Annotated in this window: 23 protein-coding genes and 1 pseudogene; 9 read left to right on the forward strand and 15 right to left on the reverse strand. The window is 71.9% G+C overall.

Going from position 1 to position 23,613, the window contains the following annotated elements:
• The 3 genes from WEB03_RS06220 to WEB03_RS06230 form a co-directional block, all read left to right on the forward strand.
• The coding region (locus tag WEB03_RS06220; protein ID WP_368070087.1) for a D-isomer specific 2-hydroxyacid dehydrogenase family protein at positions 1-928 on the forward strand (928 nt) is incomplete at its 5' end.
• 82 nt (positions 929-1,010) lie between these two features.
• Positions 1,011-1,850 carry a TIGR03619 family F420-dependent LLM class oxidoreductase gene (locus WEB03_RS06225; protein ID WP_368070088.1) on the forward strand — a complete coding sequence of 280 codons (840 nt, stop codon included), beginning with the start codon at positions 1,011-1,013 and terminating at the stop codon, positions 1,848-1,850.
• Positions 1,847-3,022 carry an alkaline phosphatase family protein gene (locus WEB03_RS06230; RefSeq protein ID WP_368070089.1) on the forward strand — a complete coding sequence of 392 codons (1,176 nt, stop codon included), beginning with the start codon at positions 1,847-1,849 and terminating at the stop codon, positions 3,020-3,022. Before WEB03_RS06225 ends, WEB03_RS06230 begins: the two co-directional genes overlap by 4 nt.
• A gap of 146 nt (positions 3,023-3,168) precedes the next feature.
• Here WEB03_RS06230 and ppk2 read toward each other — a convergent pair whose 3' ends face one another.
• The 7 genes and pseudogenes from ppk2 to WEB03_RS06265 form a co-directional block, all read right to left on the reverse strand.
• The gene (ppk2, locus tag WEB03_RS06235) at positions 3,169-3,990 is read right to left on the reverse strand and encodes a polyphosphate kinase 2 (protein ID WP_368070090.1); all 822 of its coding nucleotides are present in this window, start codon (positions 3,988-3,990) and stop codon (positions 3,169-3,171) included.
• A gap of 129 nt (positions 3,991-4,119) precedes the next feature.
• Positions 4,120-4,641, reverse strand: a pseudogene (locus WEB03_RS06240) (NAD-dependent deacetylase); the annotation flags it as partial.
• Positions 4,642-4,677: 36 nt separating this feature from the next.
• Positions 4,678-5,307 (reverse strand): 3-isopropylmalate dehydratase small subunit, encoded by a 630-nt coding sequence (gene leuD / locus WEB03_RS06245; RefSeq protein ID WP_368070091.1) that lies wholly within the window; start codon positions 5,305-5,307, stop codon positions 4,678-4,680.
• The gene (gene leuC, locus WEB03_RS06250) at positions 5,307-6,725 is read right to left on the reverse strand and encodes a 3-isopropylmalate dehydratase large subunit (protein ID WP_368070092.1); all 1,419 of its coding nucleotides are present in this window, start codon (positions 6,723-6,725) and stop codon (positions 5,307-5,309) included. Before leuC ends, leuD begins: the two co-directional genes overlap by 1 nt.
• A 60-nt stretch (positions 6,726-6,785) precedes the next feature.
• Positions 6,786-6,974, reverse strand: coding sequence for a hypothetical protein (locus WEB03_RS06255; RefSeq protein WP_368070093.1), 189 nt, complete (start codon positions 6,972-6,974; stop codon positions 6,786-6,788).
• A 62-nt stretch (positions 6,975-7,036) separates the two neighbouring features.
• Complete coding sequence (locus tag WEB03_RS06260) at positions 7,037-8,716, reverse strand: 2-isopropylmalate synthase (protein WP_368070094.1); 1,680 nt, start codon at positions 8,714-8,716, stop codon at positions 7,037-7,039.
• Between the two features lie 714 nt (positions 8,717-9,430).
• Complete coding sequence (locus WEB03_RS06265; RefSeq protein WP_368070095.1) at positions 9,431-9,637, reverse strand: hypothetical protein; 207 nt, start codon at positions 9,635-9,637, stop codon at positions 9,431-9,433.
• Between the two features lie 252 nt (positions 9,638-9,889).
• Between WEB03_RS06265 and WEB03_RS06270 the strand changes: the two genes are divergently transcribed.
• Positions 9,890-10,345, forward strand: a complete 456-nt coding sequence (locus WEB03_RS06270) for a YndJ family transporter (protein ID WP_368070096.1) — start codon at positions 9,890-9,892, stop codon at positions 10,343-10,345.
• The gene (locus WEB03_RS06275; RefSeq protein WP_368070097.1) at positions 10,342-10,989 is read left to right on the forward strand and encodes a TetR/AcrR family transcriptional regulator; all 648 of its coding nucleotides are present in this window, start codon (positions 10,342-10,344) and stop codon (positions 10,987-10,989) included. The genes WEB03_RS06270 and WEB03_RS06275 overlap by 4 nt, the downstream gene beginning before the upstream one ends.
• An 11-nt stretch (positions 10,990-11,000) precedes the next feature.
• On the opposite strand, the gene WEB03_RS06280 is transcribed toward WEB03_RS06275, so the two are convergent.
• Positions 11,001-11,939 (reverse strand): DMT family transporter, encoded by a 939-nt coding sequence (locus WEB03_RS06280; RefSeq protein ID WP_368070098.1) that lies wholly within the window; start codon positions 11,937-11,939, stop codon positions 11,001-11,003.
• A 115-nt stretch (positions 11,940-12,054) separates the two neighbouring features.
• Between WEB03_RS06280 and WEB03_RS06285 the strand changes: the two genes are divergently transcribed.
• Entirely contained in the window at positions 12,055-12,978 is a 924-nt protein-coding gene (locus WEB03_RS06285; protein WP_368070099.1) for a GNAT family N-acetyltransferase, read from the forward strand.
• A gap of 8 nt (positions 12,979-12,986) precedes the next feature.
• Positions 12,987-14,138 carry an o-succinylbenzoate synthase gene (menC, locus tag WEB03_RS06290; RefSeq protein ID WP_368070100.1) on the forward strand — a complete coding sequence of 384 codons (1,152 nt, stop codon included), beginning with the start codon at positions 12,987-12,989 and terminating at the stop codon, positions 14,136-14,138.
• 12 nt (positions 14,139-14,150) lie between these two features.
• On the opposite strand, the gene WEB03_RS06295 is transcribed toward menC, so the two are convergent.
• Positions 14,151-15,485, reverse strand: a complete 1,335-nt coding sequence (locus WEB03_RS06295; protein ID WP_368070101.1) for a DUF2254 domain-containing protein — start codon at positions 15,483-15,485, stop codon at positions 14,151-14,153.
• 76 nt (positions 15,486-15,561) lie between these two features.
• A complete protein-coding gene (locus WEB03_RS06300; protein ID WP_368070102.1) occupies positions 15,562-16,602 on the reverse strand; it encodes an iron-containing redox enzyme family protein in 1,041 nt (346 codons plus the stop codon).
• A 354-nt stretch (positions 16,603-16,956) separates the two neighbouring features.
• Here WEB03_RS06300 and lgt point away from each other — a divergent pair, with 354 nt between their 5' ends.
• The gene (gene lgt / locus WEB03_RS06305; protein WP_368070103.1) at positions 16,957-17,892 is read left to right on the forward strand and encodes a prolipoprotein diacylglyceryl transferase; all 936 of its coding nucleotides are present in this window, start codon (positions 16,957-16,959) and stop codon (positions 17,890-17,892) included.
• 17 nt (positions 17,893-17,909) lie between these two features.
• Entirely contained in the window at positions 17,910-18,524 is a 615-nt protein-coding gene (locus WEB03_RS06310) for a TetR/AcrR family transcriptional regulator (RefSeq protein ID WP_368070104.1), read from the forward strand.
• Between the two features lie 61 nt (positions 18,525-18,585).
• Here the strand turns inward: WEB03_RS06310 and WEB03_RS06315 are convergent, their stop codons facing one another.
• The 5 genes from WEB03_RS06315 to WEB03_RS06335 form a co-directional block, all read right to left on the reverse strand.
• Complete coding sequence (locus WEB03_RS06315; protein ID WP_368070105.1) at positions 18,586-19,005, reverse strand: hypothetical protein; 420 nt, start codon at positions 19,003-19,005, stop codon at positions 18,586-18,588.
• A 38-nt stretch (positions 19,006-19,043) separates the two neighbouring features.
• Positions 19,044-20,525 carry a dihydrolipoyl dehydrogenase gene (locus tag WEB03_RS06320; protein ID WP_368070106.1) on the reverse strand — a complete coding sequence of 494 codons (1,482 nt, stop codon included), beginning with the start codon at positions 20,523-20,525 and terminating at the stop codon, positions 19,044-19,046.
• Between the two features lie 23 nt (positions 20,526-20,548).
• Positions 20,549-22,030 (reverse strand): dihydrolipoamide acetyltransferase family protein, encoded by a 1,482-nt coding sequence (locus tag WEB03_RS06325; RefSeq protein WP_368070107.1) that lies wholly within the window; start codon positions 22,028-22,030, stop codon positions 20,549-20,551.
• Between the two features lie 39 nt (positions 22,031-22,069).
• Positions 22,070-23,041, reverse strand: a complete 972-nt coding sequence (locus WEB03_RS06330; RefSeq protein WP_368070108.1) for an alpha-ketoacid dehydrogenase subunit beta — start codon at positions 23,039-23,041, stop codon at positions 22,070-22,072.
• The coding region (locus WEB03_RS06335; protein ID WP_368070109.1) for a thiamine pyrophosphate-dependent dehydrogenase E1 component subunit alpha at positions 23,038-23,613 on the reverse strand (576 nt) is incomplete at its 5' end. The genes WEB03_RS06330 and WEB03_RS06335, both read right to left, overlap by 4 nt.

Genomic DNA, 23,613 nt, shown 5'->3' on the forward strand with positions numbered 1-23,613 from the left:
GTCACGCGTGCAACGGCAGCGCCCGCGTCTCGCCGTCCTCCCCGAGGGCCGCGGCGACCATCTGCGTGATGCGGTCCGTCGAGGTGGCGGCGACCTGGTCGCGGTCGACGACGCACGTGCCATCGTCTGGGTCGACCCGGATGACCCGGCCGGGCTGCGCCGCACCCTCGACGACCACCCGCACATCGACTGGGTGCAGCTGCCGTTCGCCGGGATCGAACCCTACGTCGAGGTCCTCGATGCCGACCGGCGCTGGACCTGTGGCAAGGGCGTCTACGCCGAACCGGTCGCCGAGCACGCCCTCGCCCTGACGCTCGGGCTGCTGCGCGGCGTGGCCCACTACGCCCGGCAGGACCGCTGGACCGGGCCGGTGGGCACGAACCTCCTCGGCGGGCAGGTCACCATCCTCGGCGGCGGCGAGATCACCACCTCCCTCGTGCGGCTGTTGCGGCCGTTCGGGTGCAGCCTGACCGTCGTGCGCCGCCACCCGGATCCGATCGACGGCGTCGGCACGGTGCTCGGGACCGACCGGCTCCACACCGCGCTGCCCACCACCGACGTGCTGGTGTTGGCACTCGCGCTCACCGACGAGACCGAACGGATCGTCGACGCAGCGGTCATCGACGCCCTCCCCGACCACGCCGTCGTCGTGAACGTCGCGCGGGGCCGACACATCGACACCGAGGCGCTGGTGGCCGCACTGCGGGACGGCCGCCTCGGTGGCGCCGGTCTCGACGTGACCGACCCCGAGCCGCTCCCGGACGACCACCCGTTGTGGTCGCTGCCGAACGTGGTGATCACGCCGCACACGGCCAACACCCCCGAGATGGGTGCCGCCCTCCTGTCGGTCAGGGTCGAGGAGAACGTCGCCCGCTACGGCCGTGGCGAACCGCTCCTCGGACCCATCGACGTCGACCTCGGGTACTGAGCGGCGGCGGCGAGAGGACTGGCCTGATCCGTCTCGGCCCCACGCGACCGCTAGCGTCCGCCGCCCCGACTGGGAGGCACGTGTGGAGCTCGGTATCGCGGTGTTCGCCACGGACGTGTCGTGGCCGATCGACGACCTCGCACGCGCCGTCGAGGAGCGCGGCTTCGCCTCGCTCGCGGTGCCTGAACACACCCACATGCCGGTGGAGCACAGCGACCACCCGGCGGGTCAGGGACTACCGGACGAGTACCGCCGGACCCTCGACCCGGTCGTCGCGTTGACGACCGCAGCGACGGCGACGTCGTCGCTGCGGTTGCTGTTCGGGGTCAGCCTGCTCGCCCAGCACGACCCGATCGTGCTGGCCAAGGCCGTCGCGTCGCTCGACCACGTGTCCGCTGGTCGGGTCGAGTTCGGCGTCGGCTACGGCTGGAACCGACCCGAGCTCGAGCACCACGGCGTCGCGTGGTCGCAGCGGCGCGCCGTGGTGGCGGACCGCGTCGATGCGCTCCGGGCGCTGTGGCGGGACGACGAGGCCAGCGTCGACCTCCCACACGCGCAGCTCGAACCGAGCTGGTCGTGGCCGAAGCCGGTCCAGCGACCGGGCCCCCCGATCATGCTCGGCGCCGCGCTCGGACCGCGGACGCTCGACGACCTCGTCCACCACTTCGACGGTTGGCTCCCGCTCGGGCGGACGGCAGCCGTGGACGGTCTCGAGCAGCTGCGACGCGCCTGGACGGACGCCGGCCGCGAGGGGCGTCCGGCGGTGCACGTGCTCGGGGCGGCCCCGAAGGCCGATGCCGTCCGTCAGTTGGCGGCGACCGGCGAGGTCGACCGGGTCAGCTTCTGGCTCCCGTCGGCACCGCGTACGGAGACGCTGCCCGTCCTCGACGTGTACACCGAGCTGCTGGAGGCAGCACGGTGACCGACGCTCTGGCTCGTCCCGCCGCACCTCGCTACGGCGAGGCGTCCGTCGCGGATCTGCTGCCCGATCTGCTGGACACGCTGACCGCGGTGGGAGGACGACGGTTGGTCCCGCTGCCCGACACCACCCGTGCGGTCATCGTGCTGGTGGTCGACGGACTCGGACGTCGGAACCTCGACGACCACCTCGACCTCGCACCGACCCTGGCGGGCGCCGCGGGCCCGACCCTGGACGCGCCCTTCCCGACGACCACCGCGACCAGCCTGAGCTGCATCGGTACGGGCCTTGCACCCGGCGAGCACGGCATCACCGGGTACTCCTTCGCGGTCCCCGGCGACGACCGACCCCTGATCTCGCTGACGTGGAGCTGGGAACGGCAGCTCGGGGGCGACGATGCCCGCGAGGACGTGCCACCCGAGTCGATCCAGACCGGACCGACGGCGTTCGACCGGGCCCGGGACGCTGGGGTCCGACCCGTGACCGTCCTCCGGCCCGAGTTCGCCACCTCGGGTCTCACCCGCGCGGGGCTCCGTGGCGGCGACATCGTCACCGCCACGGAACTCCAGCCGAGCCTGGACGCGGCCATCGCCGAGTTGACTGCGGCGGACCGCTCGCTCGTCTACGTCCACCACGGCGACCTCGACACCATCGGCCACCTCACCGGTCCCGGCAGCGATCGGTGGTGCGACGAGCTGGCGCGTATCGACCGCGTCCTCGCCGACGTCCGCCTGCGGCTGCCCCAGGACACCGCACTGGTGGTGACCGCGGACCACGGCATGGTCCACGTCCCGCCGGAGAACTTCGTGGAGCTGGCGGATCACCCCACCTTGCTCGCGGGCGTGCGCGTCCTGACCGGTGACGGTCGGGCGCGCCAGCTCCACACGCAGCCGGGTGCCCGCGACGACGTGCTGGCCGCTTGGCGGGACCACGTCGGCGACCGCGGCCACGTCCTGACACGGGAGGACGCCATCGCCGCAGGCTGGTTCGGGCCGATCCGCGACGAGGCGGTGCGCGCGACCATCGGCGACGTGCTGGTGGTGGCCGACAGCGACGTCGCCTGGGTCCACCGCGACGCCGACCTCTTCGGCGGCCGGCTCGCCGGACTCCACGCGGGGCTCACCCGGCGCGAGGTCGAGGTGCCAGCACTGGTGCTGACCGGCCGCCCGTCGTGACCTCGCCGTCCAACCCAGCCGGACCGACGTCGAGGGGCCGTGCTGGACCCTCGGATCCGGGGTTGTGAAGCGAGATGGGGGGGTTACCCCCGGGTGTCGCTTCACAACCTCGCCCGCCCGGCATCTCGCGGCGCCGATCGACCCGCTCAGTACCGCTGCGGCACGAAGGTCTGCTCGCGCCTCGGTGGGCGCTCGTAGGGGTCCTCCGCCGGGGTGCGTGGAGGCAGGTCGATCGGCGGCGGCGTGAGGTCCTCGTAGGGGATCTGCTCGAGCAGGTGCGCGATGCAGTTCAGCCGCGCCTGGCGTTTGATCTCGCCGTCGACGACCCACCAGGGCGCGTGGTCCGTATCGGTGGCGGCGGACATCTCGTCCTTGGCGCGCGAGTACTCCTGCCACTTCGACCAGGAGGCCAGGTCCATCTCGGAGAGCTTCCAACGCTTCGTGGGGTCCTCCGCCCGTGCCCGGAAGCGACGCTCCTGCTCCTCGTCGCTGATCGAGAACCAGTACTTGACGAGGTGGATGCCGGACTCGACGAGCAGGCGCTCGAAGTCCGGCACCGTGCGGAGGAAGACGTCGACCTCCGCGGGGGATGCGAACCCCATGACGCGTTCGACCCCGGCCCGGTTGTACCAGGAGCGGTCGAACAGGACGATCTCCCCGGCCGCGGGGAGCTGTTCGACGTAGCGCTGAAAGTACCACTGGGACCGTTCACGGTCGCTCGGCACGCCGAGGGCCACGGTCCGAACGATGCGCGAGTTGGTCCGGTCGGTGATGCGGGTGATGGCACCGCCCTTGCCCGCCGCGTCGCGCCCTTCGAACAGGACGGCCGCCCGGTACCCGGTCTCCTTGACCCAGTGTTGGAGCTTGACGAGCTCGATCTGTAGCCGCCGCAGCTCGGCCTCGTACGGCTTCTTCCGCAGCTCGCCACTGCCCTTGTACGCGTCCTCGTCGAGCCGTCGATCGCTCACGCTCAGCTCCACCGTCGGCGGCCGACGCTAGCGGCGCAGGCGCCGCAACGACCCCGCCCGTACGTCGATCAGGAGGTGCGGCGACCTCACGGCGAGCATGGTGCCCGGGCAGGAGCCGAACACCCGGCGTCAGCGGGTCCGAACCGCTGCGGCGAGGGCGGGCAGGAGCTCGTCCGTGCGGCCGCGCAGGAGGACATCGGCGACATCATCCTGGTCGGTCGGCGCGTCGTTCACGATCACGACCTTGGCTCCGTGCTGGGCCGCGATCACCGGCATGGCGGCCGCGGGGTAGACCCCGAGCGTCGTCCCCGCGGTGAGCAGCACGTCCGCCGAGCGGGCGGCCTCGTCGGCGCGTCGCATGGTCTCCGGGTCGAGCGCCTGGCCGAACGAGATCGTGACGGACTTGAGGATCCCGCCACAGTGGACGCAGCGGGGGTCGTCCTCACCACCGGACTCGACGCGGTCGAGGATCTCGTCGGCGGGCCAGCAGACCTCGCAGGTCAGACAGGTCACCTCGGCGGTCGACCCGTGCACCTCGACGACCCGGTCGGGGTCGGATCCGGCCCGCTGGTGGAGCCCGTCGACGTTCTGGGTCACGAGGACGTCGAGGTGGTCGGCGCGCTCGAGGTCGACCAGCGCGTGGTGTGCCGTAGATCGGTGTCGATCGTCGAACCCCCGTCGTGTCGGTCAGGCGACCGGGATGCGTGGCCGCCAGCGGTCGCGCGCCGACTCGTAGGCGTCGATGGCGTCGCCGTGCTGGAGGGTGAGCCCGATCGCGTCGAGCCCGTTGAGCAGGCAGTAGCGCGTGTGCGGGTGGATGTCGAAGGGCACGTCCACCGCGGGGACGTCGCCGGCCCCTGGGGCTGTGACGCGCTGCTGTTCGAGGTCGACGGTGATCTCGGTCGACGGGTCGGTCGCGATCAGGTCGAACAGTCGGCGGACGACGGATTCGTCGAGCTGGACCGCGACGATGCCGACCTGGCCGCAGTTGTTGCGGAAGATGTCGGCGAAGCTCGGCGCGATGATGGCCGTGAACCCGGCGTCCTCGAGCGCCCACGGGGCGTGCTCGCGGGACGATCCGCACCCGAAGTTGCGGCCGGCGACCATGATGGGCGCGCCGGCGTGCTCGGGCTTGTTCATCTCGAACTCGGGGTTCGGCGACCCGTCATCGAGGTAGCGCCACTCGGCGAACGCGAACGGGCCGAAACCGGTCCGCTCGACCCGCTTGAGGTACTGCTTCGGGATGATCTGGTCGGTGTCGACGTCGTTGGCGTCGATCGGGCAGGCGCGGCCGGTGACGACCGAGACGGGCTGCATCAGATGATCTCCCTGACATCGGTGAGCTTGCCGGTCAGCGCCGCGGCGGCAGCCATGGCGGGCGAGACGAGGTGGGTGCGGCCCTTGAAGCCCTGGCGACCCTCGAAGTTGCGGTTCGAGGTCGACGCGCAACGCTCGCCGGGTGCGAGCTGATCGGGGTTCATCCCGAGGCACATCGAACAGCCGGGGGCTCGCCAGTCGAAGCCGGCGTCACGCAGCACGTCGGCGATCCCCTCGGCCTCGGCGGCCTCCTTCACCAGCCCCGAGCCCGGCACGACCATCACCTCGACGTTGTCGGCCTTGTGCTTGCCCTCGACGATCTCGGCGACCGCTCGGAGGTCCTCGATGCGACCGTTGGTGCACGAGCCGATGAAGACCTTGTCGACGGCGATGTCGGTGATGCGCTCGCCGCCTTCGAGCCCCATGTAGTCCAGCGACCGCTGGTACTGGCGAGCCGTGCCCTCGTCGGGGGCGTCCTCGACGCGCGGCACGGTGCCGGTGACCGGGACCGACTGGGCGGGCGTGGTGCCCCAGGTCACCGTCGGCACGACGTCGGCGGCCTGGATGGTCACGGTGCGGTCGAAGACGGCGTCGTCATCGGTGCGGAGCTCACGCCAGGCCTCGAGCGCGGTGTCCCAGTCGGCACCCTGCGGGGCGTACGGGCGGCCCTTGAGGTAAGCGAAGGTGGTCTCGTCGGGAGCGATCAACCCGGCGCGCGCCCCACCCTCGATGGACATGTTGCAGATGGTCATCCGCGCCTCCATCGACAGCTCGCGGATGGCTTCACCGCGGTACTCGATGACCTGGCCGACGCCTCCGTCCACGCCGATGACCCCGAGGGTGTGCAGGATCAGGTCCTTGGCGGTGGTACCGACCGGCAGCACGCCCTCGACCTCGATCGCCAGCGTCCGCGGCTCGGCCTGCGGCAGCGTCTGGGTAGCGAGCACGTGCTCGACCTCGGAGGTCCCGATGCCGAAGGCGAGCGCTCCGAAGGCGCCGTGGGTGGCCGTGTGCGAGTCGCCGCAGACGATGACCGACCCCGGCTGGGTGATGCCGAGCTCGGGGCCGATGATGTGCACGATGCCCTGGTTGCGGCTGCCCATCTCGAACAGCTTGATGCCGAACTCCGCCGCGTTGGTCCGCATCGCGTCCATCTGCGCGACCGACAGCTCGTCGGCCATCGGCAGCTCGCCCGACACCTGACGCGGGTCGGTCGGGACGTTGTGGTCCATGGTCGCGAGGGTGAGGTCGGGACGTCGCACGGTCCGGCCCGCGACCCGGAGCCCCTCGAAGGCCTGGGGCGAGGTCACCTCGTGGACGAGGTGCAGGTCCACGTAGAGCAGGTCGGGTTCGTCGTCGCCGGAACGGACCACGTGCTGGTCCCAGATCTTCTCAACGAGCGTCTTCGGCGTGGGCATGAGGGAGCCGTCCTCCGGGGAGGTGGGGTGCGACGGGAGCGGTGCGGTGCCGTGCGGTGGTCAGCTGACCCAGCGGGAGCTGGTGTTCGCCTGGACCTGGCGGTAGTCGACCTCCTCGGTCCGGTTCACCTCGACGGTGACGTCGGGTGAGCCGGTCGAGTCGGCGTAGGCGGCGGCCACGTCGGCGACGAGCGCGGCCTCCTCCTCGGGGGTCTGGTCCGGCGGGACGTTGAGTCGGATGACGCTCATCTGGTCCTCCAGGTCGGGCGGGTCGAGCCGCGCGGTGCGGGTGTCGGTCGTCGACGAGCCGCTCAGGGGCGGAACTCGTCGCTTCGGTGCTCGAGCCGACGCGAGCGGTTCAGGGCGTCGAGGTAGGCCCTCGCGCTCGCGTCGACGATGTCGGTGGACACCCCGCGCCCGGTGAAGCGCTGGCCGTCCTCGACCTCGACGGTGACCGTCACCTCACCGAGGGCGTCGATACCCCCGGTGACGGCGGACACCTGGAACGAGACGAGGCTGACCTCGTCCCGGCCGACCGCGCGGCGGATCGCGCCGCAGGCTGCATCGACCATCCCGTCGCCGGTCTCCTCGGCGGTCACCACGTCACCGGCCTGCTTGTCCAGGCCGCTGGCGACGTCGGCGTCGACGAGCCTGACCACGACCGACGCCCGGGGCGCCTCGTCGGTCCGGCTCGACACCTCGAGGGAGACCAGCTCGTAATCGTCGCCCGCCGTGACGTGGGTCTCGGCGATGACGATGGCGCGGACGTCCTCGGAGCTGACCTCGCCCTTCTTGTCGGCGAGTTCCTTGAAGCGGACGAACGCGGACTGCTTCTCCTCGGGCTCCAGGTCGAACCCGAGCGTGTCGACCGCCGCGAAGAACGCGTGACGGCCGGAGTGCTTGCCGAGCACGATCTGGGCGCCCTTGGCCCCCACCTGCTCGGCGTCCATGATCTCGTAGGTCAGCCGGTCGGCGAGCACACCGTGCTGGTGGATGCCGGACTCGTGCGCGAAGGCGTTCTGGCCGACGACGGCCTTGTTCTTCTGCACGCTGTAGCCGGTGAGCGACGACACCAGGCGCGAGGTGCGGGTCAGTTCGGGGGTGTGCAGGCCGTGCTCGACGCCGAGGAGGTCGGCGCGCGTGCGGATCGCCATGACCACCTCCTCCAGCGAGCAGTTCCCGGCGCGTTCACCGATGCCGTTGACGGCCACCTCGACCTGGCGTGCGCCGTTGCGGACGGCCTCCAGCGAGTTGGCGACGGCGAGCCCGAGGTCGTTGTGGCAGTGGACGCTGATGACCACGCCCTTGGCGTGGATGTCGGGGATGCGGGTGTGGAGGTCCGCGATCCAGCGCCCGAAGTCGTGCGGCAGCGCGTAGCCGACGGTGTCGGGGATGTTGACGGTCGTCGCGCCCGCCTCGACGGCTGCGGCGACGATGTCGACGAGGAACTCGAAGTCGGTCCGCGTCGCGTCCTGCGGGCTGAACTCGACGTCGTCGGTGAACGTCTTGGCGAGCGCCACCGACTCCATCGTCTGCGTCAGGATCTCGTCCTCGGAGGCCTGCAGCATGTACTTGCGGTGGATGTCGGAGGTCGACAGGAAGGTGTGGATCCGGTGGCGCTTGGCGGGCGCCAGCGACTTGGCCGCTGCCTCGATGTCGCCGGGCATCGCGCGAGCGAGCGCGGCGATGACCGGCGGCTCGCGGTGGTCGGATTCGCCCTCGGAGCCGCCCGGGCCCTGCGCGGCGCGGGGCGCGTTCCCGATGGTCTCGGCGACGGCCTTCACCGCGTCGAAATCGCCCCCGGACGCGGCGGAGAACCCGGCCTCGATCACGTCCACCTGCAGGCGTGCGAGCTGCTCGGCGATCTCGACCTTCTCGCGGGCGTCGAGCGAGATGCCGGGCGACTGTTCCCCGTCGCGGAGGGTGGTGTCGAAGATCGTGACGTCGCGGCCGAAGCGAGCGACGTTGTCCACGTCGGTTGGCTGTCCCATATCCCTGTCCTGTGCTGCCGCGCTACGAGGCGGCGGTCCTGGTGCTCCCTCCTGGTGTTCCTCCGCGTCGCCGTCGTGTCGGGGGACGGCGCCGCGGCATCAAAGGAGGACGAGCAGCAGGGACAGGCTGATCAGGATCTGGAGGGCGTGCATCGCACCGCGACCGGCATCGAGCCGGTCGAGAACGGGGCTGGAGACGTCACGCATGCTCCGAGTGTGGCCGGACCCCACGGCGGAACGCAACCTCGTTCGCGCGCCACGCGTGCGCGCCGCACCCGCAGGTCCGGTCGACGCACGCCACGGAGCAGCCCGTTGCCGCCACGCGAGGACGCGCTACCTTGCGTATGAAACGAACGTTTACAACATCCGTTCACCCGTCGCTAACGGTCCGGAACGAGGTGCTGCTGTGATCGGAAGCCGTGACCGATCCCCCACGGACACTGCGTGGCACGACCTCCCGCGCGGGCCGTGCCTCGACCACGCGGCGCCCACCGGCGACGATGACCTCGCCGGGCGGCTGTGGCGACGCGCCGCAGGTCTGGCCACCGGCGTGCTGGCGGCCACGACCCTCGGGATGGTGCTCGGCGGGTTCGGGGCGCTCGTCGCCGGCGGAGCCGCGGCCACCTTCGCCTACGGGGTCGGACCCCTCGTGCTCGCCGCGGAGGTGCGTCGCTTCCCGCTCGGTCAGCCGGCGACCGGTCTGCAGCTCGGACGTCACTGGGCGGCGGCCGCGATGGTTGCCGTCACCCTGGCTTCCGCCGTGTCGCTGATCCCCAGCGGCAGCGAGGGGCTCGCGTTCGCGGTCCTGTTCGTCGGCATCGGTACCCCGATCGCAGCCGGTGCTGCCATCGCGGCTGTGGTGATCGGCGCGCGCCTGCCGTGGCCAGCGGTGTGGTCGCTCGCCGCGGTGGTCCCGCTCACGCTGCTCGGTCTCCTGGCTCGGGAGGTGGCACGGGGGCCCGAAGCTCCCGAGCTCGGCGTCGTCGACGCCGCGCTGCTCCTCGCCGTGATCGCCCTGGTGCCTCTGACCGTCCCGCTGTCGGCGTCGGGAACGGCCGACCGTCGCACCGGTCTCGCAGCGGTGACGCTGCTGGCCGGCGGCTGGGCAGCAGTGGCGATCGTCCTCCCGCAGGGCCTGGCAGCGGCGGCTGCGACCGGCCCGTGGGTGGTCTGGTGCGTCGTCCTGGCCGCCGCGGCGTCGGTGCGGTGGCTGCGCCGACGCCGGGCATCGACCACCTCGTCGTCGCGGGAGCGGCCGGGTACCTCGCCGTCGGCGCCGGATGGCTGCTCGCGGACCGTGCGGGCCTGGAGATCGCCGGGTTCGGGGCACCGTTCGTGCAGCTCACGGCGATCCACTTCACCTTCGCCGGCGCGGTCGGCACCGTCCTGGCGTGGCAGGCGTGGCAGGCGTGGCGGGCGTGGCGGCTCGGTGCGTCGGCCGTCAGCGTCGTGGTGCCGATGCTGCTGGCGGTCCAGTGGGCGGTCGGCGCCAACCTCGGCACACCGGCCCTGTCCATCCCGGTGATGGCGGCCACCCACGGGGCCGCCAACGCGGTGGGCTTCTGCCTGCTCGGTGTGCTCGGCTGGCGCCGTGCGGCCACCGGCGCCGCGGACGCGGAGGTGCGGTGAGCGCAGCTACGGAGGGCACGACCAAGGACCGGCTGCGCGAGGCGGCCATCGCGACCGTGCGCGAGCGCGGTATCGCCGGCGTGTCAGCCCGCACCGTGGCGGCCAACGCGGGCGCCAACCAGGCGTCGATCTACTACCACTTCGGATCGCTGGACGCGCTGCTCAGCGATGCCGCACAAGCCGCCACCGCCGGACGGGTCGCTGCACACCGCGACCGGCTCGCGGCGGTGGCCAGCGTCAGCGAACTGGTCGAGGTCGCCCGCTCACTGCACGCGGAGGAGCGCGAGCTCGGCAACGTCACGGTCCTCGCCCAGATGCTGGCCGGAGCGCAGCACGATCGGGTGCTCGCCGAGGGCACGACCGCCGCGCTGCAGCTGTGGATCGATGAGGTCGAGGCGACCCTCCAGCGGCTCCTCGCCGGCAGCCTGCTCGAGGAGCTGGTCGACCTGCCGGCCCTCGCACGCGGGGTATCGGCGGCGTTCGTGGGTGTGGAGCTGCTCGATGGAGCCGAGGACGACGGCGAGCTGCCGACGCTGGACGCGCTGACCCAGCTCGCTGGCCTGGTCCAGGTCGTGCTCGACCTCGGTCCGGTCGCCGGGGCAGCCATCCGGCGCCACGTGAAGCGCAGCACCCGCGACCGCTGACCCCGCGTCGGTCAGCGGGGCAGCTCCGCGAGCTGCTCGACGGGGGTGGTGTGCCGTTCGCGCTGGGCGAGCCAGATACCCACGATGGTGAGCGCCGTCCCGGCGATGACCACCACGGTGAGCGGTTCGCCGAGGACGACCGCGCCGGCGAGCAGCGCGACGACCGGGATCAGGTAGGTCACCATGATCGAGTTGGTCGCACCGACGCGGGCGATGAGGACGTAGAAGGCCAGGAACGCCAGCCCCGTCCCGAACACCCCGAGCGCGACGAGCGACCCCGCGATGGCCGGGGTGATGGCGGCCACGTCGGGGAACGGCGCGAACACGGCAGCAGCCGGCACCGACAGCACGGCCGCCATGAACACCTGACCGGTCGCGATGGCCAACGGCGGGTGGGTCCCGCTCACACGCTGCTTGGCGTAGACCGTCCCGCCGCCGTAACAGATCGTCGCGAGCACGATGGCCAGCACGGCCAGCAGCGTCCCCGGCGCAGCGAGGTTCGACGAGACCGCGATCGCCGTCCCGCAGAGCGCGAGGACCAACCCCAACGCGCGACGCAGGGACGCGGGCTCCAGCCCGACCGCGAAGGCGATGACCAGCGTCGAGGTGGGGGCCAACGCGTTGACGACCGACACGAGCCCGGAGGGCAGGAACTGGGTGGCCCAGGCCATCAAGCCCCACGGGAGGGCGTTGCCCAGGGCCGCGAGCACCGTCAGATCCCACCAGCTGCGCAGCCCCCGCGGGAGCGAGGTCCCGCGCACGCGCAGGACCACCAGCAGGACGACCGCGCCGACCGCGCATCGGGCCGCGACGATCCACAGGGGCGCGACGACCGGGACCGCGACCTTGATGAACAGGAACGACAGACCCCACATCGTGGCGAGGGAGAGCAGCACCGCGACGTCGCGGGGAGCGAACGTCGAGCGCACATCGGGCGAGGTGGCAGCCACGTGGAGCCTGGCGGTACGGGGCGTCTCGATCGGACGCGGGCGGAGCCCAGGGTATCTCGATGTCGAGATGTCTCGACCGAGGTAGGTTCGTACAGCCTCCGCGGGAGACCAACGCGTGCCCGAACCGACGCCGTCGCCGAGCCACACGGCCACAGCCGACGCGATCCGCACGGCTGCCGACGCCGCCGCCGTAGCCGGCGTCGATCTGGTCGACGTGCACGCGACCGATGGCTTCGCGAGAGCGTCAGCGTTGTTCGACGCCGTCTGGGGCCGGCCCGGCGAGGCCGGTGCGGTGCTCGGCCCCGAGGCGCTGGCAGCGATCGACCACGCCGGCGGTCAGGTCTCGGCTGCCGTCCGCGACGGGGAGGTGGTCGGGGCGACCGCAGCGTTCCTCGGCCGCACCGTGTCGGGGGTCACCTTCCTGCACAGCCACGTGACCGGGGTGCTCGACGAGGCGACCTCGGGCGGCATCGGTGCTGCCCTCAAGTGGCACCAGCGAGCGTGGTGTCTGGGCCGCGGCATCGCGGAGGTTCGCTGGACCTTCGATCCGCTCATCCGTCGCAACGTCGCCTTCAACCTCGTCCGCCTCGGTGCGCAGGTCGATCGCTACCTCGAGGACGCGTACGGACGGATGCCCGACGTCCGCAACGCCGGCCTGCCGACGGACCGGCTCGTCGCGGTGTGGTCGCTCGCCTCACCACGGGTCGCGGCCGCAGCCTCCGGGCGCGCTGCGTCGCCGGACGTCGACGCCCTGCGACGCAGCGGTGCCGAGGTCCTCGTCGACGAGCTCGACGACGGCAGCCCCCACGTCACCGTCACCGAGGCACCGCGCCGACTCATCCGCGTCCCGACCGACATCGAACCGCTCCGGCTCACCGACCCCGACCTCGCCCTCGGCTGGGCGGCCGCGATGCGCACCACGCTCGGAGCGGCCCTCGCCGAGGGGGCCCGGGTCAGCGGCGCGACCAGGGACGGCTGGTTGGTCCTGACCGCCGGCGATCGGGTGACCGAACTGCGCGGGACCGGGCGACCGAGGTGACCGGATCCGTGCCGCTCCCCGCCGTCGCGCTCGACCACGTCGAGCTCGTCCGCGTGGCGATGCCGCTGGTACGTCCCTTCCGGACCAGCTTCGGGACCCAGACCGCTCGCGACGTGCTGCTCGTGCACGTGCGGGACGCCGACGGCACGGACGGCTGGGGCGAGTGCGCCACGACGGCCGCCCCGGTGTACGACGCCGACTTCACCGACGGCGCCGCGCTGGTCCTCGCCGACCACCTCGTCCCCGCGGTCCTGGCCGCCGGCACCGCGCGCGGGGTCGACGACGTCCGCGCTCGCCTCGCGGGGTACCGAGGCCACCACGCCGCCCGAGCCGCGCTGGAGGCGGCGGTCTGGGACCTGCAGCTCCGCGCCGCGGGCCGGAGCCTGGCCGACCACCTCGGCGTGGCCCGGGACCGGGTCCCCGCCGGGGTTTCGGTCGGCATCCCCACCGACCCGGACGGTGCGGCGGACGTGGACGCCCTGGTCGCGCAGGTCGGTGGCTACCTCGAGGAGAGCTACCTGCGGGTCAAGGTCAAGATCGAGCCCGGTTTCGACCTGGCCGCCGTCCGCGGTCTCCGCGCCGCGTTCGGGTCCGACCTGCGGCTGCAGGTGGACGCCAACACCGCGTACTCGCCCGACGACCCGGCGCACATCGCGGTGCTCGACGAGCTCGACAGCACGGGCCTCGAGATGATCGAGCAGCCTTTCGGCGCCGACCGGCTCCGCTCCCACGCCGAGCACGCTGCGAGGTGGCGGACACCCGTCTGCCTCGACGAGTCCATCACCGACCGGTCGCGCGCCACCGATGCGGTCGACGACGGGGCGTGCGCGATCGTCAACATCAAGATCGGTCGCGTCGGCGGGCTGACCGAAGCCATCGCGGTCCACGATCGCTGCCGCGCCCGGTCCGTGCCCGTCTGGTGCGGTGGGATGCTCGAGACCGGCATCGGCCGGGGCGTCAACGTCGCGCTCGCGGGCCTGCCGGGGTTCACGCTGCCCGGTGACACCTCCGCCTCGTCGCGCTACTTCGCCGAGGACCTCACCGAACCGTTCCTGCTCGAGGACGGTCACGTCGCCATCCCGCGCACGGCGGGCGCCTCTCCCCCGCCCGACCCGGGCCGGCTCGCGGCGTGGACCACGGACCGGACCTCGCTGCGGTGAGCAGCGGGACGCTCAACCGCTCGTGAGCGCCGGACGGGTCCCGTGCTCCAGCGTGGCACGGGCGGCCGCGATCCGGCGTTCGAGCCGTGCCGCCTCGTCCGGATCGTCGACCTCACAGGCCGCGAGCAGGTCCAGTTCGTGCGCGACGGCACCCGAACGATCGGCGTGGTCTGCGACGTGCTCGGCGACGTCGGTCAGGAGGTCGGTGAGCGCGAGCAGGACGTCCGGCTCGTCACGGCCGTAGCGCCGGATCGGGGTGATGCTGAGCTGCAGGTGTTCGACGAAGGTCGGGCGCGGCACGGCCGCACGGACCTGGCCGTCGTCGTCCTCGACGAGATCAGCGCCGAGGGGGCGGTCGGCGAGGTCCACGAGCAGCCCAGCGAGCTGTTCGACGCTCTGACGAGCGGTCGTCGGGTCGTTGATCCCCGGTGACAGGGCCTTGACCGCGATGTCGGTCAGCTGCTGCAGCCCGAAGGTGAGGTCACGGGACTCAGTCCGGTCGGGACCGAGGTGGATGGCGGCGTGGATCCGTCGATCGAGGTCGACGTCCTCCGCGCCTTCCGGCGCATCGGCGCCGTCCGGCCACACCCAAGCCAGGGTCGTGCCCGTGCTCACCGAATCCCCGAGCCCGGGCCGCAACCGCAGCCGTACACCGGCGTCGCGCGCGATGTCCGCGAGGCCATCGACGTCGACGGTCTGGAGGTAGCCACCGCGGCGAGCCGAGACCGTGCTCGCCGCGGCGCCGGGGACCGGAGGCCGTCGATCGGGGAGCTGATCGCGCGGCGCGTCGAGCTGGCGCAGCTGGTGGCGGGTCTGCTCCGCGATACCCGCCATCACCAGGTCGACCCGCAGCTGCCGGGTCACGTGGTGGAGGAAGAAGACGAGGAGGCCGAGCGCGACCGCTGCCAGGAGCAACGCGACCGTCACGGCGATCTCGGGGACGTACGTGTCGACGCCATCACCGGAGGAACGGACCACGCGGAGGACCGCGACGTTGTACGCCGCGGAGGCCAGCATCCCCGCGAGGACGATCTGGGTGCGACGATCGGCGAGGAAGGTCCGCAGCAGCCGCGGTGTGAACTGCGCCGCGGCCATCTGCAGCGCGATCACCGTCAACGAGAAGACCAGACCCACCACGGTGATCGTCGCCCCCGCCAGCTCGGACAGGACGGCACGGGCACCCTCGGGGGTGCCACCGAAGCCCCACCCGACCGGCCACCAGGCGGGCTGATCCAGCTCACCGAGGAAGATCGCGAGCAGCACGGCCAGCACGATCGACACGGCCGGCAACAACCACAACGAGTCCCGCAGATCGACCAGCCACCCGCGGAGCCGAACCAGGCTCACCGCCGCTCCCGTCGTCGTCGCTCGCACCTCGCGCGGGTGCAGACCCGACGTTAGGCGGCCGACGTGGGTCAGCGCATCAGACGGACGGGCGCCTCGGGTCGTCGGCCGGGACGTGGACGTCGGTGATCCCGGGCGCGGGATCGGTGGCGGTGAACGACCCCAACAGCGAGCTCTCCCCCCGGTCCCAGGCGTCCAGGACCAGCTCGGTGAAGCGGCCCTCCAGCCGGCAGAGGGCGAGCGCGCCGAAGACCACGTCGTCCAGCCGACGCGGGTCCTGCTCGACCAGCCCGCCCGCCAGCTCGTGGGCGGCGATGGTCTGGTGGGTCGCATCGGCCACGACGTGGGTGTCGTAGAACAGGCACGCCCACGGCCCGAAGCCGAGCCGCCGGAGCGCCGTCGCGTACCGCGCCATCGTCGTCACCGACGACATCTCGAAGACCGCGAGGTGCCCCACCACGGCACCGAGCCATCGACGGTGCAGCCCGAACATGGACACGAGGTTCACCGTCGCCAGCGTGACACCTGGCAGCAGGTCCAGGTAGACGTTCGGGGACGCGTCGAGGCCGAGCTGCTCGAGGGTGAGCGCGTACAGCTCGGCGTGGACGTCCTCGTCGACGCCGTCGCCGTACTCGTCCGCCTGGATCGCGACCAGCGCCGCCTTCGGTCGGCCGCCGAGCCGCGGGATGGCCCACGAGTGGGGATCGGCCTCCTTCAGCTGCCACGCCGTGCGGTGGATCGCCTGCTCGCGGACCTGCTCGAGCGTCGCATCGTGCTCGCACCTGCGGGACACCGACGCGCTCGCTCCGTCACGTGCCGAGGCGTCATCGGTGCAGAGGGTCCGGAGGAACGCGGCGATGTCGTCGACCTCGGGGAGCTCACCGACCAGCTCCTGCAGGACGAGGGTGAACCGCTCCTCCAGCTCGGCACGCAGGGTCAGCAGGCCGGGGTGCCACTCCCACCGTTCGTCGACGCCCTCCACACCGCGGTAGCTCAGCTCGTAGAGCAGGTAGAGGGCGAGGTGGGTGTCGTCGCCATCGACCGGGTCGTCGTCCGGGGTCGGCCACGCGGGCAGGTCGTGCGGTGGCGTGACCAGGTGCTCGAGCACGAACGCGCTCACGGGTCCCCGCGGCACGGGGCGCGGACACGGCAGGTGCCGGCCGGAGGCGCGGACGGGACGAGGAGCGCCACCGAGGTTCGGAGCGGGCGCCACCTCGGCGGTCGCGTCGGGACGCCGTCCACCCGGCAGTGACCTGACCATGCGTGAGCCTCCTCGGCTGCCGACGCCGGACCGGACCGCGTCGACCCACCGACGGTACGGACCCCCGGGCCGGTCGGACGCCGCCCAGCGCGCCGGCTGGCCGGGGCCGTCGAGCTCGGTCGTCGACGCGGTCGGGTCCGGACGGGGCGGGTACCGTTCGCGGCGGTGCCCGCCCCGCCCGGGCCGACGATCCCCGGACGACCGAGGTCGCACGTGCCCGCACTCCTCGCTGCCATCCCGCCGCCACCGTTCGATGGGTTCTCGCTCGGCCCCATCGATGTGCAGATGTACGGCATCCTGATCGCCACGGGGGCGTACATCGCCCTCCGGATGGCTTCGCGGCGCTACGAGCGGTTCGGCGGTGACCCCGAGACCGCGGAACGGGTGGCGTTGTGGGTGCTCGGAGCCGGCTTCCTCGGCGCCCGCATCGGCTACGTCATCCCCCGCATCGACCGGTTCGCCGACGATCCGCTGTCGATCCTGGCGATCTGGGAAGGCGGGCTCGCGCTGTTCGGCGGGCTGTTCCTCGGCACGCTCGTCGGCGCGATCCTCATCCGACGCTTCGGTGGTGACACGCCGGCCTTTGCGGACGCCGTGGCCCCGGCGGTACCGCTCGCCCAAGCCATCGGGCGGTGGGGCAACTACTTCAACCAGGAGCTGTACGGGCGCCCGAGCGACCTCCCGTGGGCGGTGCGGATCGAGGGTGGGGACGAGCGCTACGCCGGCGTCGACACCTTCCACCCGACGTTCCTGTACGAGTCCATCGGCAACCTGATCCTGGTCGCCGTGCTGCTCCTGCTCGAGCGCGCCGGCAAACTGCGCCGCGGGTCGCTGCTGTGGGTCTACGCGATCGGCTACGGGCTGCTACGGGCGGTCGTGGAATCCCTGCGTGTGGACACCGACTACCGGTTGCCGATCGTGGGCCTCTCCCGGAACAACGCGATCGCGATCGGGGTCGTGCTGGTCGGAACGGCGGGCCTCGTGTGGTGGCAGCGCCGCGCGGCGCAGCTCGAACACCGCGAGCCCGTGGAGGTCGACGACGCGGCGACGGAACCCGACGAGAGCGATCGCGGTGACCAGCAGGAACCGGGATCCGATGGGGCGAACACCGGACCGTGGGACGGCGAGGACCGGGGAGGACCGAGGTGACCGGGGTGAGGACGAGGATGCGCCGCGACGAACAGCGCGAACGCACCAAGGGTGAACTGCTGGACGCCGCGGCCACGATCTTCGCCGAGCAGGGGTTCCACGGCGCATCGGTCGATCAGATCGCCGAGGCGGCCGGGTACACCAAGGGGGCGGTGTACTCGAACTTCGACTCCAAGGAGGAGCTGTTCCTGCAGCTGCTCGACCGGGAGCTCGACCGGACCGTCGAGGTGCTCACCGAACTGGTCGAACGGGTCCCAGCCGCGGAACGCGCAGCCGCCCTGACCGCGCAGGCCGGTGATCTCGAGGTGCTCGGCGGTCGCTGGTTCCTGCTCGAGGCGGAGTTCCTGCTCTACGCCGCGCGTGCTGAGGACGAGCGGGTCCGGCGACGGGTCGCGGACCGTCAACAGCGCACGCGGACCCGCATCACGGCGCTGATCCGACAGCACCTCGACGACGTCGGGACCGACGCTGCGGTGGCCGCCGAGGACATCGCACGCCTGCTGATGGCGGCGGCCGACGGCTTGACCCAGGCCGCGCTGGTGGACGAGCGGGCACGTGACGGCGGCCGCCTGTTCGGCCTCCTCGTCACGATCCTGCTGGGGTCGCTGCCACCCGCCGGTCGGCGGCCCTGACACACGGGTGAGGCGCGGACCGGGACGGTCCGCGCCTCGGGTACCGCCTCGACCGGTTCGGTCAGGCGAAGGCGACCGTGTCCTTGCGGAGCTTGAGGACGACGAAGCCGAGCAGTGCGAGGGTGATACCGACCACCACCGCGAAGGCGGAGAGGGCGTAGGCCATGATGCCCATGCCGAGCACCGTGGTCAGCACGGTCGCGTCGAGCCAGGACAGACGGTTCTCGTTCGGACCCATGACCGGCTCGCCGGCCTCGTCCAGGACGGGTGCGCCGGCCTCGTCGACCATCGCGACCTCACGGTCCATCTCGGCGTAACGCAGCCCCTCGGTGCGGTCCAGCTGGTGGAAGGTGATGATGTCGGACTGTGCCCACATCGACAGCGGGCCACGGACCGGGACCTCGGCGAACACCGCGTCGTCGGGGGTGACGATGTTCTCGACCGCGGCGGACCGGTAGGTGTCGACACCGCCGGCCCTCAACGGCCGGCACCCCCGACCGTGAGAGGATCGAGCGCGCGTCAGTGGGCGTGGAAGGGGACCCCGGCCGCCACCTGGAACGCCTCGCCGAGCGCCTCCTCGAGGGAGGGGTGGGCGTGGGTGATGGCCGCGAGCTCGACCGGGAGGGCCTCCCACGAGGTCGCCAGCGTGGCCCCACCGATCAGGTCGGTCGCGTGCGGCCCGACGATGTGTACGCCGAGCACCGGACCTGCCGCCCGCCCCGTCGGGTCGAAGCCGACACCCGGCGCTGCCGCTGCGGCGCCGCCGGTGGCGTGGACGACCTTCACCGTCCCGTCGGAGCCGGCGATGATGCCCTTGGCGTTCCCACGGAACGACACGGACGCGACGGCGACCCCATCGTCGCCGAAGCGCTCCCGTGCCTCCACCTCGGTCAGACCGACCGAGGCGACCTCGGGGTGCGAGTAGGTGACCCGCGGGGTGTGCACGTGGTCGACCGGCTGGACGTCCTCGACGCCCGCGATCCGGTCGGCCACGACGAACCCCTCCGCGAAGGCCGCGTGCGCCAGCGCCAACGTCGGCCGCACGTCGCCGACGGCCCACAGACCGTCCAGCTCGGTCGCCCCGAAGGCGTCGGTGACCACGAAACCTCGTTCGTCGAGGACACCGAGCTCAGCCACGCCGGTGTCGTCGGTCCGCGGACCACGACCGGTGGCGATGAGCACGCGGTCGGCTTCCAGGACGCGCCGGTCGTCACCGACGCTCACCTCGACGGTCGCGCCATCGCCGTCGCGGGTGACCGCCTCGACCCTCGCGCCGGTGTGCACATCGATGCCGCGGCGGGTGAAGGCGCGCTGGAGCAGCTTGGACGAGTCGGCGTCCTCGAGCGGCAGGAGCCGGTCGAGCGCCTCGACGATGGTGACCTCGGTGCCCATCGGCGCCCACATCGTGGCGAACTCGACGCCGATCGCGCCTCCGCCGACGATGACCGCACGCCGGGGCGGGGTGGTGAACCACAGGGCTTGGTCGGAGGTCTGCACCACCTCGCCGTCGATCTCGACCCCGGGGATGGACCGGGCGACCGAGCCGGTGGCGAGCACGACGTGGCGCCCCCGGACGGTCGTGACCTCGTCGTCGTCACCGGTGACCTCGACCACCAGACCCGAGTCACCTCGTGCTCGGGGTGCACCTGCACCGTCCCGGACGACCCGGCCGTGTCCGCGGTGGAGGGTGGTCCGTTGCTCGGTCAGGGCGACGAGCCCCTTGTGCAGACCCGAGATCACGCCGCGACGGAACGCTTCGAGCCCGTCACCGTCGATCCCGTCGTACGTCAGCTTGAGACCGAGAACGTCCGCGCGGTGGACCTCCTCGAGCACCTCGGCGACGTGCAGCGTGGCCTTGGACGGGATGCACCCGCGGTGCAGACAGGTCCCGCCGATCTCCGCACGCTCCACCAGGGCGACGTCGAGCCCTCGGGCGTGCGCACGGAAGGCGGTGGCGTACCCACCAGGCCCGCCGCCGATGACGACGATGTCGTGGATCACATCGGACTCCTCGGGACCGGCCATCACGCGTGCAGCAGCAGCTGGGTGGGCTGCTCGCACAGATCGCCGACGTAGGTGACGAACCGTCCCGCCTCGCCACCGTCGGACAGCCGGTGGTCGAAGGCCAGCGTGAACTTGCAGGTCCGTCGCACCGCGAGCTCGCTGCCCTCACCGCGGTCGACCACCCACGGCCGTTCGCGCATCGCTCCCACCCCGAGCAACCCACCTTCCGGGTGGTTGATGACAGGGTCCCCGTCGTCGTTGCCGAAGGCTCCGTAGTTCGACACCGTGAACGTGCCCCCCGACAGCTCGGCCGGGGTGAGCTTTCCGTCGCGAGCCGCGGTCGCCAGGCGGTTCAGCTCGGACGCGATCTGCAGCGTGGTGAGCCGGTGCGCGTCGCGGATGACGGGGACGACCAGACCCCGGTCGGTGTCCGCCGCGAACCCGAGGTGGATCGCTTCGTGCAGGTGGATCTCGCCGGCGTTCGACCCGTCGCGCCCGACCATCGACGCGTTCAGCGTCGGGAAGCGGCGGAGCGCGACGACGGCGGCGCGCAGCACGACCGCGAAGGGGGTGATCTTGACCTCGTGCCCATCGGACGCGGCAGCGGCGGTCAGGTCGCGACGCAGCTCCCAGAGATCGGTGACGTCGGCCCACCGTGAACAGGTCGCCTCGGGGATCGAACGACGCGACATCTCCATCTTCTCGACGATGCGCTTGCGGATACCGGCGACGGGTTCGACGTCGCCCGGGGTCCGGCCGCGGTACCCGGCGACGACGTCCACCGACCGGTCCGACGGCGGCGGGGTCGGTGCAGCGCTCGCAGGAACGCTCGTGGTGGGTGCCGCGCTGGCCGTCTCGCCGGCACTGGTCGTGACGCCGGCACTGGTCGTGACGCCGGCGCTGGCCGCGCGGACGTCGTCCCTCGTGATGACCCCGTCCGGTCCGCTCCCTGGCGCGATCGCCGCGAGGTCGACGCCGAGATCCTTGGCGAGCTTGCGCACCGGGGGCTTGGCCAGCACGCGCGTCGACACGTCCGTGGCAGCGGCCGCAGGTTCGTCGCCACCGCGGCGGCGACGACGCGATCCGCCCTCACGCTGGCCGTACCCGACCAACGGTTGCGGCTCGGTCTCGGCGTCCAAGCCCGTCGAGGGGCGCTGTTCGTCGAGCTCCTCAGCCGGGCCCGACTCGACGGTGACGTCGAGGTCCTCGGCAGCAGGGTCGTCCGACGCGGTGGGTGCACTGGCGGCGCCGCCGCCGGACGCAGCGGTATCGATGCGCAGGAAGACCGCTCCGACCTCGAGGGTCTCGCCGACCTCGCCGATCCGTTCGACCACCTCACCGGCGAAGGGGGACGGCACCTCGACGACGGCCTTGGCCGTCTCGATCTCAGCGACCGTCTGGTTGAGCTCGATCACGTCACCGACCTCGACGTGCCAGGCGACGACGTCGCCCTCCTCGAGCCCCTCACCGAGGTCGGGGAGCTTGAAGTCACGGATGCTCACAGGTGGTCCTCCTCGCCGCCCGCCGTGGCGGGCCGCAGCTCAGTAGCTCAGCGTCCGCTCGACCAGATCGAGGATCCGGTCGACGTTCGGGAGCCAGAACTCCTCGAGCTTGGCCGGCGGGTAGGGGGTGTCGAACCCGGTCGCCCGCAGGACCGGAGCCTCCAGCGAGTAGAAGGCGCGCTCCTGGATGCGGGCCGCCACCTCGGCGGCCACCCCGAACGACCGAGCTGCCTCGTGCACGACCACGGCGCGACCGGTCCGTTCGACGGACGCCACGATCGTGTCCTCGTCGAGCGGTGACAGGCTGCGCAGGTCCACGACCTCGAGGTCCCACCCCTCCTCCGTCGCGGCCTCCGCCGCTTCGAGAGCGGTCCGGACCATCGGTCCGTAGGCGAAGACCGACACGTCCGACCCGGTGCGACGGACCACGGCCTGACGAGCGGGCTCGGTCGTGACCGGCAGCTCGACGTCGGACTTCATCCAGTAGCGCCGCTTGGGTTCGAGGAAGACGACCGGGTCGTCCATCGCGATGGCTTCGCGCATCATCGAGTAGGCGTCGTCGGGGTTGCCCGGGCTCATCACCTTCAGACCGGCGGTGTGCGCCCAGTACGCCTCAGGCGACTCGGAGTGGTGCTCGACCGCGCCGATACCGCCGCCGTACGGGATCCGCAGGGTGATCGGGAGCTTGACCGTGCCACGCGAACGGTTCGGCATCTTGGCCATGTGTGACACGATCTGCTCGAACGCCGGGTAGGTGAACCCGTCGAACTGCATCTCGGGGACGGGCCGCCACCCGTACATCGCCAGACCGATCGCGGTCCCCACGATCGCGGACTCCGCGAGCGGCGTGTCGAAGCAGCGCGCCTCGCCGAAGGTGTCCTGCAGCTTGTCGGTCACGCGGAAGACACCGCCGAGCTTGCCGACGTCCTCACCGAAGACCAGCACCCGATCGTCGTCGGTCATGGCGTCGTGCAGGGCGCGGTTGATCGCCTGAGCCAGGGTCACCGTCACGCGGCACCCCCGTCGGTCACCGGACGCTCGCCGCCGTCGGCGGCATCGAGCTCCGCGCGCAGCTCCTCACGTTGACGTTCGTAGTGGCCCGTATCGTCGATGTAGACGTGGTCGAACAGCTCCATCGGGTCCCCGTGCGGCGCGTCGTAGATGCTGTCTCGGAGGGCGGTCGCAGCGGCCTTCCCGGCCTCGTCGCAGTCCGCCTCGAGCTCGTCGCTCCACAGGCCGCGGTCCTCGAGGAAGTTCTGCATGCGCACGAGGGGGTCGGTCGTGGCGGCCTCGGCGAGCTCCTCCTTGGTGCGGTAGCGCGAAGGGTCGTCGGAGGTCGTGTGTGCCTCCATGCGGTAGGTCATCGCCTCGACGAAGGTCGGCCCTCCACCGGCGCGGGCCCGTTCGACGGCCCGCTTGGTGACCGCGTAGGTCGCGAGGACGTCGTTGCCGTCGCACCGGACCCCCGGCATGCCGTACCCGATGGCCTTGTGCGCCAAGCTCGGCGCCTTGGTCTGCTTGTCGAGCGGCACCGAGATGGCGTACTGGTTGTTCTGCACGAAGAAGATCACCGGCGCGTCGAA

Origin of the sequence: Nitriliruptor sp., assembly GCF_040882075.1 — a bacterium.
In the GTDB taxonomy this organism is placed as follows: domain Bacteria; phylum Actinomycetota; class Nitriliruptoria; order Nitriliruptorales; family Nitriliruptoraceae; genus Nitriliruptor.